12 protein-coding genes and 1 pseudogene are annotated in these 12,473 nt (G+C 66.4%); 5 read left to right on the top strand and 8 right to left on the bottom strand.

Annotated features, from left to right (window positions below):
* Window positions 1-107 precede the first annotated feature (107 nt).
* Window positions 108-1,091: pseudogene (locus AWC17_RS07455) on the bottom strand (sigma-70 family RNA polymerase sigma factor); the annotation flags it as partial.
* Window positions 1,092-1,219: 128 nt separating this feature from the next.
* Between AWC17_RS07455 and AWC17_RS07450 the strand changes: the two are divergent.
* Together AWC17_RS07450 and AWC17_RS07445 are read left to right on the top strand one after the other, a co-directional pair.
* Window positions 1,220-1,972 carry an SDR family oxidoreductase gene (locus AWC17_RS07450; RefSeq protein ID WP_231588444.1) on the top strand — a complete coding sequence of 251 codons (753 nt, stop codon included), beginning with the start codon at window positions 1,220-1,222 and terminating at the stop codon, window positions 1,970-1,972.
* A 30-nt stretch (window positions 1,973-2,002) separates the two neighbouring features.
* Entirely contained in the window at window positions 2,003-2,740 is a 738-nt protein-coding gene (locus tag AWC17_RS07445; RefSeq protein WP_046183246.1) for a DUF899 domain-containing protein, read from the top strand.
* A gap of 100 nt (window positions 2,741-2,840) precedes the next feature.
* On the opposite strand, the gene AWC17_RS07440 is transcribed toward AWC17_RS07445, so the two are convergent.
* Together AWC17_RS07440 and AWC17_RS07435 are read right to left on the bottom strand one after the other, a co-directional pair.
* Window positions 2,841-3,065, bottom strand: a complete 225-nt coding sequence (locus AWC17_RS07440) for a hypothetical protein (RefSeq protein WP_046183247.1) — start codon at window positions 3,063-3,065, stop codon at window positions 2,841-2,843.
* Between the two features lie 60 nt (window positions 3,066-3,125).
* Window positions 3,126-3,488 carry a nuclear transport factor 2 family protein gene (locus AWC17_RS07435; RefSeq protein WP_046183263.1) on the bottom strand — a complete coding sequence of 121 codons (363 nt, stop codon included), beginning with the start codon at window positions 3,486-3,488 and terminating at the stop codon, window positions 3,126-3,128.
* Between the two features lie 100 nt (window positions 3,489-3,588).
* Between AWC17_RS07435 and AWC17_RS07430 the strand changes: the two genes are divergently transcribed.
* From AWC17_RS07430 to AWC17_RS07420, 3 genes are all read left to right on the top strand, one after another.
* Complete coding sequence (locus AWC17_RS07430) at window positions 3,589-4,455, top strand: rhomboid family intramembrane serine protease (protein ID WP_082122946.1); 867 nt, start codon at window positions 3,589-3,591, stop codon at window positions 4,453-4,455.
* A complete protein-coding gene (locus tag AWC17_RS07425) occupies window positions 4,452-4,928 on the top strand; it encodes an SRPBCC family protein (protein ID WP_046183249.1) in 477 nt (158 codons plus the stop codon). The genes AWC17_RS07430 and AWC17_RS07425 overlap by 4 nt, the downstream gene beginning before the upstream one ends.
* 61 nt (window positions 4,929-4,989) lie before the next feature.
* Window positions 4,990-6,150: an NDMA-dependent alcohol dehydrogenase gene (locus AWC17_RS07420; RefSeq protein ID WP_269432118.1), complete on the top strand. Its 1,161-nt coding sequence runs from the start codon at window positions 4,990-4,992 to the stop codon at window positions 6,148-6,150.
* On the opposite strand, the gene AWC17_RS07415 is transcribed toward AWC17_RS07420, so the two are convergent.
* The 5 genes from AWC17_RS07415 to AWC17_RS07395 are packed head-to-tail and all read right to left on the bottom strand — an operon-like array spanning window position 6,147 to window position 12,398.
* Entirely contained in the window at window positions 6,147-7,631 is a 1,485-nt protein-coding gene (locus tag AWC17_RS07415) for an acyl-CoA synthetase (RefSeq protein WP_046183251.1), read from the bottom strand. The genes AWC17_RS07420 and AWC17_RS07415 overlap by 4 nt on opposite strands.
* Window positions 7,628-8,410 (bottom strand): SDR family NAD(P)-dependent oxidoreductase, encoded by a 783-nt coding sequence (locus tag AWC17_RS07410; RefSeq protein ID WP_046183252.1) that lies wholly within the window; start codon window positions 8,408-8,410, stop codon window positions 7,628-7,630. The genes AWC17_RS07415 and AWC17_RS07410 overlap by 4 nt, the downstream gene beginning before the upstream one ends.
* Complete coding sequence (locus AWC17_RS07405) at window positions 8,403-10,013, bottom strand: AMP-binding protein (protein ID WP_046183253.1); 1,611 nt, start codon at window positions 10,011-10,013, stop codon at window positions 8,403-8,405. The genes AWC17_RS07410 and AWC17_RS07405 overlap by 8 nt, the downstream gene beginning before the upstream one ends.
* 1 nt (window position 10,014) lies before the next feature.
* Window positions 10,015-10,764 carry a GntR family transcriptional regulator gene (locus AWC17_RS07400; RefSeq protein ID WP_046183254.1) on the bottom strand — a complete coding sequence of 250 codons (750 nt, stop codon included), beginning with the start codon at window positions 10,762-10,764 and terminating at the stop codon, window positions 10,015-10,017.
* The gene (locus AWC17_RS07395) at window positions 10,764-12,398 is read right to left on the bottom strand and encodes an SMP-30/gluconolactonase/LRE family protein (RefSeq protein ID WP_046183255.1); all 1,635 of its coding nucleotides are present in this window, start codon (window positions 12,396-12,398) and stop codon (window positions 10,764-10,766) included. Before AWC17_RS07395 ends, AWC17_RS07400 begins: the two co-directional genes overlap by 1 nt.
* Window positions 12,399-12,473: the final 75 nt, after the last annotated feature.

Here is a 12,473-nt window from a genome sequence, read left to right as displayed (position 1 = left end):
GACCTGTCCACACATGAAACTGTGGACCGTGCGACGGCACCGATGATTCCGATGTGTCGGGTCTTCCTTCGGTGACCGGCGGCGCAGTCGCTTCCCTTGTAGACAGGCTACCGGCTGGACGGAAAACCGAACCTGCTGAACAGGCCGGGGTCCAGGAAGATGGTGATGGTGGCGATCCCGGTGGCGCCCGCCGTGAGGACGTGGATGGAATGGGCCCGCATCACCCCGTCGGCGCCGCGGCGGTACTCGGCGACCGCGGGCTGCGCGTTTGCGGCCGTCGGGATCATCGCGATGTCACCGGCCTTGGCGAAGGCACGCGCGGCGAGGAACCGCAGCACCGGGTCGCGGCCGGTGAACCAGACAGGGAGAGGCGGCATTTCGAGTTTCACATCCGCTTGCAGCAGCGCGGTGAGGGCGGCCATGTCCGCGTTTTCGAATGCCGCGCAATAGCGGTCGAGCAAGGCGCGGCGCTCGGCATCGTCGGGTTCGGACAGGCTTTCCTCCGCCGGGGAAAGCTCGGCGAGGCGGACCCGCGCCCGCTGCAGTGAGCTGTTGACCGCGGCCGGTGTCGTTTCGAGCAGCTCGGCGACCTCGGCGGCACTGAACTGCACAACGTCGCGCAGGATGAGTACCGCCCGCTGGCGGGCGGGAAGCTCCTGCAGGGCCGTCATCACGGCCAGCCGCACGCTTTGCCGCGCGGTGACGTTGTCCTCCGGTGTCGCGAACATCAGCGAGTCGGGGATGGGCTCCAGCCACTCGTGCGCGCCGGCGGTCGCGTCGAGGCTGGCGTCCGGGTCGATCGATCCGTCGCCCAGCCCGGCCGGCAGCACTCGGCGGGCGCGGTTCTGCAATGCCCGCAGGCAGGCGGTCGTGGCGATCCGATACAGCCACGTTCGCAACGCCGCGCGTTCCTCGAACGCCTGGTAGCCGCGCCAGCCGTTGAGATAGGTCTCCTGGACGAGGTCTTCGGCGTCGTGCACCGACCCGAGCATGCGGTAACAGTGCGCGATCAACTCCGCGCGAAACGGCGCTGCCTGCGCGATGAAATCCTCTTTCGCCGGCATGGCTTCTCCTGTCTCGGCTGCGACCGAACGCTACTCCAGTACAGAGACAGCGGGCCGCGGAAATTCATCGGTCCGCCGGCGATGAATTCGCGCGCCGCGCCGCATCTCAATTGGTGAAGGCACATTCAATGAGAGCGAGGACGAACATGGAGCCCGTGACAATTCATGGCCTGGCCGGCACCACGGCGATCGTGACCGGGGCGAGCCGGGGATTCGGCCGTGCCATCGCCGCCGCCTTGGTGGAGGCCGGCGCCGACGTGGTCGGGGTCGCGCGCACCCGATCCGGTCTCGAGGAGGTGCGCGACGAGCTGGGCGGTGGCTTCATGCCGGTGGCCGCCGACGCGGCCGATCCCGCGACGGCACAGCGGCTCATCGACGAATACCGGCCGCACACACTCGTGTTGAGCGCGGGGGCGGCGCCCCACATGAGCGCGCTACAGGATCAGAGCTGGGACAGTTTCAGTCAGAACTGGAATGTGGATGTCGCACAAGCGTTTCACTGGACCCGCTACGCACTGCGACGTCCGTTGGCGCCGGGCAGCTCGGTGATCGTCATGTCCAGCGGCGCCGCCCTGGCCGGATCACCGCTGAGTGGGGGCTATGCCGGCGCGAAGGCGGCGGTGAGGTTCATCGCCAGCTATGCCGCCATCGAGTCGCAGCGGTCCGGATCGGGGATTCGCTTCGTGTCTGTCCTGCCGCGGTTGACGCCGGCCACCGACCTCGGAGCCAAAGCCGTCGCGGCGTACGCCGAACGGCAAGGGGTCGACGTCGAGGCGTTCGTGCGGGCCGGTGGGCCCGCGCTCAGCGCGGAGCAGGTGGGCCGGTCGGTCCTGGAGATCGCCGGCGGTGACAGCGGGAGCGGAGACGCATATCTGCTCACGTCGACGGGTCTGTCAGCGGTGGCCTGAGGCCGCCGAAAACGCAAGGAGGACAACGTCATGAACACTCCCCCCATCGTGTCGGCACGGGACTGGGCGGCCGCGCGTGAACAGCTGTTGGTGAAAGAGAAGGAAGTGATGCGAGCGCACGACGCCTTGGCGGCAGCGCGTCGGCGGATGCCCTGGCTGGCCGTCGACACGGAATACGCGTTCGAGGGCCCCGAGGGCAGGATGAGCCTGCTGGGGCTTTTCGGGGGCCGGCGTCAGCTGATCGTGTACCGCGCCTTCTTCGAGCCGGGCGTCGACGGCTGGCCCGACCATGCCTGCCGCGGCTGCTCGATGATCGCCGACCACGTGGGGCACCTCGCCCATCTGAATGCTCGCGATACGACTCTGGTGTTCGCCTCGCGCGCGCCCCAGCCCGACATCGCGCGGCTGAAGGCGCGGATGGGGTGGCAGATGCCGTGGTACACGATCACCGACGGATTCGATGCCGACTTCGGCGTGGACCAATGGCACGGCACGAACGCGTTCATCCATGACGGTGACCGCGTGTTCCGGACCTACTTCATCAACAACCGCGGCGACGAGGCGCTGGGCAACACCTGGAGCTACCTCGACATGACCGCACTCGGGCGCAAGGAAAACTGGGAGGACTCGCCGGACGGGTACCCGCAAACCGCGCCGTACGAGTGGTGGGAATGGCACGACGCATACGGCGAGCGCGCGCCGTCGCGTTGGTTCGGTGAGCCCGAGCCGGGCGACCCCAACGACCCACGCCCGCCGCGCGGCGACTGACTCCGGCCGATCGCATTTGGCGTTTCAGCCCCCGAATAACACAAATGCGCGGTAGCCGTCCAACGGCTACGCGCGCAATATTCGGCGGAGTAAATTCGGGCTATAAAATTCGGTGGTTCGCCCTGTTGACGTGGTACCCGGTCGGGAAAGACTTCTCGATGACCTGCAGCTGGTGGTCCACCCTGGACTCGAGCTCGAGGACCACGCAGCTGTCGCCGACGGCCTTCGATTCGAGAACTATGTACCGCTGGCCGCAATCCATGATGGGATCACCTGACTGCAATGTTTCGACGGGCACCAATTCCGGGGTTCCGTTTGATTCCACGCATCACACGCTAGGTCAATTTCGCGAGTGAGGGAATACTTTCCGGGCCACCCCGGCGGTTCACTGCGCTCCGGGCTGCTTGAAGAACACGCTGACGTGAGAGATCCGCCCGTCGTCGCTCCGCTCGAACAGGATGCATTCGGGCCACACCTTGGTGGCCCCGTCGATCTCGAACGCCTCGGTCAACTCCACGTAGGACAGGCGGGCGTTCACGTGCGAAACCCGTTGCACCTCCAACCGATGACCCGCCAAGTTGGTGAGGACCTTGCGCAGGTAGGCGACGTAGTGCTGCTTGCCCTCGACGACATCGCAGAACGGGCCCTCGCGGATCAACCCGTCGTCGGCGATCGTCGCGGCAAGACCGTCCCAGTCGTGTGCGGCCAGGCACTCCAGGTAGCGCTCGACCACTCCCACCTCGGTCACGTCGCCTCCACGCACAACACAGTAGGCGAACAGCGTGGGCCAGAAAACAGGTTTGCTCAAGCGCTGCGCCCGGCCCGGCGATGCGGGCAAGAATAGGGCGATGAGCGCACCCAGCGCACCGGATTCCCCGCCCGCGGTTCCGACTTGCTATCGGCACCCGGGCCGCCCGACGTATGTCCGCTGCAACCGTTGTGAGCGCTACATCTGCGGGGATTGCATGCGGAACGCCGCCGTGGGTCAACAGTGCGTGGAGTGCGTCCGGGCGGGCGCCCGGACCATCCGGCAGCCGCGAACCCGCTTCGGCGGGCGGCAGCGGTCGGCCACGCCTGTGCTGACGTACGCCCTGATCGCGATCAACGTGCTGGCGTTCGTGCTGCAGATGGCGTCGGGGAATCTGGAGAAGCAGCTCGCGCTGTGGCCGCCGGCGGTCGCCGACGGTCAGGTCTACCGCTTGGTGACGTCGGCGTTCTTGCACTACGGGGCGACGCACCTGCTGTTCAACATGTGGGCGTTGTACGTGGTGGGTCCGCCACTCGAAATCTGGTTGGGCCGAATTCGTTTCGGCGGGCTATATGCGCTGAGCGGGTTGGGCGGTTCGGTGCTGGTCTACCTGATCTCGCCGCTCGACACGGCGACGGCGGGCGCTTCGGGTGCGATCTTCGGCCTGTTCGGTGCCACCTTCGTGGTGGGCAAGCGGCTGGCAGTGGACGTCCGCTGGGTCGTGGTGGTGATCGCGATCAACCTGGTCTTCACTTTCCTTGTCCCGCTGTTTAGTTCGCAGCGCATCAGTTGGCAGGCGCATGTGGGCGGGCTTGTCACGGGCGGGCTGGTCGCCGCGGCCTACGTTTACCCGCCAAGGCAGCGCCGCAACATGATTCAGGCCGCGGTGACGATCATCGTGCTGGCGGTGTTCGCCGTGCTGATCTGGTGGCGCACGGCGCAGCTGCTCGCGGAGTTCTCGGCATGAGCTGGTGGGTCGCCCACGCCGAGCACACGCTGACGGAGGAGGTGCCGGCACCCCCGGACCAGGTCCGCGATTTCTACGTGGACCTGGACAACATCAAGCTCGTCCACCCGCTCATCGTGTCCGTGGAGACGTTGTCGCGCAATGAAACCCCGGACGGTTACCTCCACAGTTATCGGGTGCGGGACCGGATCCCCTTGGGGCCGTTCACGATGAAGATCACCTACCGCGCGCGGCTGCGGGTGCCGGCGGCAGGCGACGTGCTGACCGAGGCCGACCAGTCCCCGGGGGTGCACCTGCGCGGAACGGTGCGCTTCGAGCCGATCGCGGCGGGCACGCGCGTGACCGAGCGAATCCGGATAGCTGCGCCCCGGCTGCTGGCCCCGATGACGACGCGTGAAGCCGTCAAGGCGCACGTCGAGATGCTGGCCGGCATTCGGAGGCACTTCGAATCCGATTACCGAGACACGCGATGATGGATTCTCGCCTGCGCCCGCCGCGGCGCCTCGAATGCCACGAGACATCAAGGAGGTCGCAATGAAGTGTCGCGCCGCTGTGATCCGCGGGGTCGGCCAGGACTGGGAGATCCTCGAGATTGAGCTCGATCCGCCCCGGGCCGGTGAGGTCCTGGTACGGATGGCCGTCGCCGGAATCTGCCACTCCGACGACCATCTGTTCACCGGCGACGTTTTGCCGACCCCCGAGGTGCTGGCCTCAACCGGCATCCCTGAGCCGGACTGGTTCCCGATGCTCGGTGGTCACGAAGGCGCTGGTGTCGTCGAAGAAATCGGGCCAGGCGTGACGACGGTGCGGCCGGGGGACCACGTGGCGATGTCGTTCATTCCCGCGTGCGGCAGTTGCCGGTTCTGCGTGAACGGTCAGAGCTACATCTGCGACGCCGGCGCAAGTTTGTTCTCGAGGGAGATGCCCACCGACGGAACCTGTCGCCGGCATCTCGGCGACGAAAACCTCATGGCTTACGGCCAGCTCGGCACATTCGCCGAATATGCGGTGCTGACGGAAAGGTCGGTCATCAAGATCGATGACGCGATCCCGTTCCATGCCGCCTCGCTGGTGTCATGCGGCGTCAGCACGGGCTGGGGCTCGGCAACGGTTTCGGCGGGCACCGAACCCGGTGACACCGTCGTAGTCATAGGTACCGGTGGTGTCGGGATGAATGCCCTGCAAGGGGCCCGCGCCGCTGGCGCAACCTATGTCGTCGCGGTGGACCCCGTTGAGTACAAACGGGATTCGGCCAAGATCTTCGGTGCCACGCACAGCGCCGTCTCCGCCGAGGAGGCAATACCGCTGGTGGCCGACATCACCGCCGGCGTAATGGCCGACCGCGTCGTCGTGACCGCCGGCGTTGTGCATGTCGACCTGATCCCGTTGGCCATGAGGCTGCTCCGCAAAGGCGGGACGTGCGTGGTCACCGGCATCACCCCGTATACCGAGCCCGTGGTTCCGCTGATCCTGCAGGAGATGGTGCTGTCAGCCAAACAACTCAGGGGAGCGCTGTATGGCGGGATGAATCCGCGCACCAGCGTGCCGTTGCTGTTGTCGATGTATCAGGCGGGCGCAGTGAAACTCGACGAGTTGGTCACCCGCCACTACCAACTCGACCAGGTCAACGAGGCGTTCGTGGATCTGCGCGAGGGCCGCAACATTCGCGGAATTATCGATTTCGCCGATCTCTAACCAACGGGGCCCTGCGCCAACCTTGTGCGCAGTTCCCGCCTGAGCACCTTGCCGTAGCTGTTTTTCGGCAGCTCGTCGATGAATTCGTAGCGCTTGGGCCGTTTGAAGCGGGCGATGCGCCGCAACAGGTGAGCATCCAACGCCGCGGGCTCGACCGCGCCGACGATGAACGCAACAACCACCTCGCCCCACTCGGCGTCGGGTGTGCCCACCACGCATGCCTCGGAGACGCCCGGGTGTTCGAGTAGGACCTCCTCGACCTCCCGGGGGTAGATGTTGCTCCCGCCGCTGATGACGACGTCCTTCGACCGATCCCGAAGCGTGAGAAAACCGCGCGCGTCGAAGGAACCCATATCGCCGGTATAGAGCCAGCCGTCTTTGAGCGTGGAGCGGGTCGCGTCGGGATTTCGCCAGTATCCGGACATGATCGCGTCTCCGCGGCACACGATCTCGCCGATCTCGCCGACGGGCGCCGGGCCGCCGTCCGCGCGCAGCACCGCGACCTCCATCCCCGACCGCGCATAACCGACCGAACCCAGGATCGCGTCGTCGTCGGCGTCGTGATCGACCCGGCGCAATCCGGTGATGGTCATCGGTGACTCGCCCTGCCCGTAGATCTGCGCGAAGACTGAGCCGAATGCCGTAATCGCCTTCCTCAGGCATTCGACATACATGGGCCCGCCGCCGTAGACGATCGTCCGAAGATTGGCCGGCCGGGCGCGGCCCGTGTCGACCAGCCGTTGCACCATCGTCGGTGCCAGAAATGCGCTAGTGGCCGGGTGGTGCTCGCAGAGATCGAGGAACTCGTCGGGATCGAATGCGCCCGACTCGGGCACTACCTGGCGGGCAGCGCGCAGCACGTACGGCAGGACGTAGAGGCCGGAGCCGTGCGACATCGGTGCCGCGTGCACGAGGCTGCAGTCCTCTTCCGGAGCGTCGATGTCGGCAAGGTGCGCGACCGCCATCGCCGTGAGGTTGCGGTGCGACAGCATCGCGCCCTTCGATCGGCCGGTGGTCCCGCTGGTGTAGAACAGCCAGGCCAGCGCCGACGGATCGGTGCGCGGCGGGGCCGATGGGGCGGCGGTCAATCGCCGTGAATAGGCTTCGGACTCAATGATTTCCGTTGGCGCTGTGGAAATTGATGCGAGTTCGGCGCCAATGGCCGATGACGCGAAGACCTGTGCCGCGCCCGCATCGTCGAGGATTTGCGCCATCTCGCGCGGATGCAGCTTGTAGTTGATCGGGACGACGACGCATTCGGCGGCCCAGATCGCGAACATCAACTCGATGATCTCGGGGCGGTTGTGGGTCGCGATCGCGATTCGAGCACCCGCTCCGTGTTGTTGCCGGATCGACGCGGCCAGTCGCAATGCCCGGTCGCGCAACTCAACCCAAGTGCACACGCGGCGCCCCCCGTGATACACCGCGCCGCGATCGGGGAACCGGCTCGCGGCCTGATCGAGCATCGCGAACAGATTCATCGTTCGACCCACTGCGATGACAACGCAAACTCCGAAAGATACTTCGTCGAACTCCATCCGCCGTCGACGACGATCGTTTGGCCGTTGATGAAACTTCCGCCCGGCGAGCAGAGGAAGGCGACGGTGCTGGCGATGTCGTCGATCGTGCCCAACCGCTGATGCGGGGTCATCTCTGTGTTGATCTTGCGGAATCGCTCGTCCTCCAACCGCTTTTCGACCATCGGCGTCACGGTCACCCCGGGCGCGACGGCGTTGCAGCGGATGCCGGACGCGCCGTACTGGCAGGCGATGTGAGTGGTCAGCGCGGTCAGGCCGCCCTTGGCGGCGGAGTAGGCGCCGCCTCGCAGGCCGCCGACAACCGCGAAAGTCGATGTCACATTGATGATTGCCGACCCAGGTGGCATGTGCGGCAGCACGTCGCGCGCGAGTCGAAACGGCGCCCGCAGCATCAAACCCAGGAAGTAGTCGAGGGTTTCGTCGTCGGTTTCGTGCAGGGGCTTGGGGCTGCCCACTCCAGCGTTGTTGATCAGGAAGTCGATGTGACCCCACCGGTCGACCGCGAGGTCCACGATGCGTCGCGGGGCGTCGTCGTCGGTCAAGTCGACAGCAATTGTCGCGACGCGATCCGGATCGCCGATCGCCTTTTCGAGCTCGGCCAGCCGATCCCGGTCGCGGCCGGTGCCCACGACGGCCATGCCCATCTCGGCAAGTTTTGTTGCGCACCCCAAGCCGATACCGCTGCTTGCTCCTGTGACGATTGCGACTTGCATCTCACCCATCCTTAGTCTCCGCCTGTGTTAAAGACGCCCGGATCTGATGCTTGAGAACCTTGCCTGCGTCGTTCTTCGGCAGGGCATCCCAGATCACGACCTGTTCTGGTGCCTTGAATTTGGCGACGCCCTTGCTCACCAGCAGCGCAAGCAGGCTTGCGACATCGGGGTGCGCCGGGCCCGCGGGGACGATCACTGCACAAGCGCGCTCTCCGGTGCGATCGTCGGGCAGTCCGACGATCGCGATTTCGGCGACGCCGGGATGGTCGGCAAGCAGGTCCTCGACCTCCTTGGCCGAAATGTTCTCGCCGCTGCGGATGATGACGTCCTTGGCCCGGCCAGTCACGACGAGGTACTGGTCATCGACCCAGCGCCCAAGATCTCCGGTGCGGAAGAAGCCCGCGGCATCGAACGAGTCGGCGTCGTCTTTCCGATGACGGTAGCCCGCCAGCATCTGCGGGCCGCGCACACGGATTTCTCCGTCACCGGCGGGCGCGGCTTCGTGTGCGACGAGCTTGATCTCGGCGATTCCGGGTCGGCCGTCGGTGTCTGCTGCGTAACCGGTTTCGTCTGGCCGGGGTGCGCCGACGGTCGTCACGGGCACTTCCGTGCACCCGTACACCCGGGTGACCGCGGCATGGTCGAAATACTGTGCGGCGCGGCGGATCAGCGATGGCGATACGGACGCGCCGCCGCAGATGAACACCTTCAAGTCGGGCAGGCGGGTGTCGGCACGCTGCGCGGCGGACAACAGCTGCTGCAGAAAGGGTGTGGCCCCCGCCATGTGGGTGCACCGTTCGGAGTTCATCACTGCGACCGCCTCGGACGCATCCCATCGGTCCATCAGTACCGCGGTGGTGCCCAGCAGCAGCGGGCATTCGAACGCATATATCGAGCCGCCGATATGGGCGACCGGCGACGGGACCAGGAACGCGTCGCCCGGATCGATCATCCAGTGGTCGCGGATCTGACAGATCAGGGCGTGTATCGAATTGTGGGTGTGCAGCACGCCTTTCGGGCGGCTTGTGGTACCGGATGTGTAGAGGATCATCCGAACGGAATCGGGATCCAGCGCCGGAAGCGTTGGGGCGTCCAGCGGCTGCTCGACCAGGTCCCGGTACGGTATGTGCGGCCTGGCGTCTCCCCGCAGCACCACCACCTCCGGCGCCGGGCTCATCGCGGCTGTCACGCGTTCGAGCATCGCCGCGTAGTCGTGGCCGCCGTATTCGTGTGGGACGAAAACCATTGCGGTATCGGCGTCTTCGAGGATGAAACGCAGGTCGTGGTCGCGCAGCGATGGCAGGATCGGGTTCACTACCATTCCGGCCAACGTCGCGGCCAAGTAGATGACGGCGGTCTCGTGCCAGTTCGGCAGCACGAAGGACACGACGCTGCCGGTCGGCATGCGCGACAGCAGGGCGGTGGCCAGCCCGCTGGCCTGCGTGTACAGTGTGGCGCAATCCAGCCGAATGTCCTTGTCGACCAATACCGTTCGCCCGGGCGATTGCTCTGCGGCCGTGCGCAGTGAATCGGCCAGCGTGGTGTGCACCCACAGCCCGCGGCGGTATGCCTCCGACGCGTATGCCGTGTCCTGCGGGGGCCGGGCGATCACCTCAACCGGCCTGACCGGTTACCCGACGCATGGTCATCGCGTACCGAAACCTCGACGACAGGTGGGTGTTGATCGTTACCTGGGCCACCTCTCCGTCGGAGGTCGTGTAGGTGCGCCGCATCTGCAGCGCGGCCGTCCCTGCTTCCACGCCGAGGCCGTCGGCCAGTTCGGGCGATAGCAGGACGGCTGCGATCTCCTGGTGCAACTGGGCGACACTCACGCCGAAGAGATCCTCGATCAACGGAAAAATCGGGCCGGCATGGCGTTGCAGCAGCCTGCCGACCGCGGCGAAACTGCGGCTGATGTAGTACTCCGTTCGGCACATCGGCACCGATGCGCCGTCGGCTTGCCGGTAGCCGCGTACCGATAGCCACTGGGTGCCAACCTCGAGTCCGGTCCGAGCGGCGAGGTCGTCGTCGATCGTCACCATCGCGTTGGATTCGATCGTCAGCTGCGCGCCGGCCGCGAACGCGAGAAGGTCGTCGATCGACATCGCGTCCTGGGCATAGGAACTCGACGCCGGTCGGGGCACTACCCGGGTGCCCGCTCGCGGTCGAGACGCGACCAGGTTGTCCTCTCGCAGCCGGCGCAGCGCTTCGCGGACGGTGTAGCGGCTCACCGCGAAGCGCTCGCACAGTTGGTGTTCGGTCGGCAGCTGCGAGCCCACCGGATAAACCCCGTCGACGATCTCCTTACGCAGCGTGCGTGCGATCTGTAGATAGCGGTGGTCACCCGCGATGGCCTGGGGCATCAGCCGGCTTCCCGTGTCGGGCGCAGTGCCAGCACGCTGCCGTCGCCGTCGGCCGAGAGGTAGAGCGTCCCGTCGGCCGCGGCGGTGATCCCGGCGAATGGGCCCTGCGGTCCGGAGAACGGTGGCATGCCGCGCAGCGGCTTGGGCGTCACACCCGGCGGGGGGCCGACCGGCAGCCCGGATGCGATCGTCTGCCGCGCGTTGCTGGTCAGATCGAACGCGACCAGCTCCTTGGCGCCGGCATCGACGACGTAGAGCACACCGCCGTGGACCAGAATGCCCTGCGGGCGTTGGAGATCGGGGATGACGGTATCGATCCTCGACCCGTTCACCCTGACCACCCGTCCGGCTCCGGCCTCCGCGACCAGACACGCCCCGTCGGCATCGATCGCGACGCCGACCGGCTCACGCAGATCGCTCGCCAGCACTTCGAGTCCACCCGATTGCAGCGACAGCACCCGTCCGGTGCCCAACTCCGCAACGACCACGCCGCCGGGATACACGGCGACACCATAAAGCTGGTCGAAACCGTCTGCCAGTACCTCGGTTTCGCTCGCTTCCGGCCGGTAGCGGCTCACCTGGCCGCCGGAGGTCGTGACGACGAACTCGCCGGGTCCGCTCGCCGCAACGCCGCGCAGGAATCCGGGATAGCCGGGGCTGAACAGCATTCCCGCGGTGTGCAAGGACCCGTCGGGCAGTGCGACGTAGAAGTAGGTGCCGTCGGCGATGTAGAGCTGTCCGTCGTGGCCGACCGCCAGGTCCATCGGCCAGTTGAGTCCGCCCGCCAACACGGATCGTGCTGTGCCGTCTGGCGATATCTCGGTGATTTCGCCGGTGAAGTTGGATACGAACAGCTGCTCGCCGACGAAGGTGCAGTTGTCCAGCCCCGGATTCAACTGGGCGAGCAGACGTTGTTCGCCGCTGCGAGGATCGATGCGGAGCACCTGTCCGCTCGCCACCTGCGTCGAAACGATGTAGCCCTGCGCGTCGAACTTGACCGAGTCGGGCACACCGAGATCGCGTGCGACACAATGTGGCTCGCCGCCGTCGGGGTCGATGCGCCAGATTTCGTTGGCGCCCATCACCGGGAAGTACAGTAGGCCGTCCGGGCCGACCTCCATTGCGTTGGGTGAGGGCACGTTGTCCAGGAGCACCCGTGGCGGTCCGCCCGCCAGGTCGAATTGCAGCAGCCGTCCACCCTCACGGCATTCACCGATGAACAACCGGCCCTGATGGAAGGTGATGCCATTGGCTGCCGGCACGTCGTCGCGCAGGACCCGCGTTCGACCGCTCGTGTCGCGCACGCTGACCCGGCCGTCCATCACCTCGGTCGCGTACAGGTTGCCGCTGGCGTCGAACGCGACGTCGTCGGGCGCCACGATGTCGCCGCCCTTGGGGCTGACCGTCACCAGTTCGCCGGTGCGGTGATCCAGCGCGCTGATCTGACTGCCGGTCACCTGGGCGATGTAGATGCGACCGTCCGGGCCGGTGCGCAGACCATTGGCGCCGAACAGCCGACTGGGCGCGGTGACCCGTTCGAGCCCCCAGCCCTCCGCGACTTCGATGGGGTGTGGCCCGGAGTTCGAGGGGGCATACCGCGAGGGCTGCGTTGAGATGGCCCGTGAAATCGACATGCTCGCGCGACGTCCTTCCGTCAGCCGTTTGGGCTGGACGTTATCAACTCCTCTTAGTCCAGACAATAGCTGCGA

Source organism: Mycobacterium nebraskense (assembly GCF_002102255.1).
GTDB classification, from domain to species: domain Bacteria; phylum Actinomycetota; class Actinomycetes; order Mycobacteriales; family Mycobacteriaceae; genus Mycobacterium; species Mycobacterium nebraskense.
The sequence above is the reverse complement of the archived record's forward strand: the minus strand, read 5'-3'. Positions and strand labels throughout refer to the sequence as shown.

Bases quoted from the DNA above. Each gene is read 5' to 3' on its own strand.
- AWC17_RS07445 (WP_046183246.1), top strand. From the start codon at position 2,003: ATGAACACTCCCCCCATCGTGTCGGCACGGGACTGGGCGGCCGCGCGT.
- AWC17_RS07415 (WP_046183251.1), bottom strand. From the start codon at position 7,631: ATGAATCTGTTCGCGATGCTCGATCAGGCCGCGAGCCGGTTCCCCGAT.
- AWC17_RS07430 (WP_082122946.1), top strand. From the start codon at position 3,589: ATGAGCGCACCCAGCGCACCGGATTCCCCGCCCGCGGTTCCGACTTGC.
- AWC17_RS07400 (WP_046183254.1), bottom strand. From the start codon at position 10,764: ATGCCCCAGGCCATCGCGGGTGACCACCGCTATCTACAGATCGCACGC.
- AWC17_RS07425 (WP_046183249.1), top strand. From the start codon at position 4,452: ATGAGCTGGTGGGTCGCCCACGCCGAGCACACGCTGACGGAGGAGGTG.
- AWC17_RS07410 (WP_046183252.1), bottom strand. From the start codon at position 8,410: ATGGGTGAGATGCAAGTCGCAATCGTCACAGGAGCAAGCAGCGGTATC.
- AWC17_RS07420 (WP_269432118.1), top strand. From the start codon at position 4,990: ATGAAGTGTCGCGCCGCTGTGATCCGCGGGGTCGGCCAGGACTGGGAG.
- AWC17_RS07395 (WP_046183255.1), bottom strand. From the start codon at position 12,398: ATGTCGATTTCACGGGCCATCTCAACGCAGCCCTCGCGGTATGCCCCC.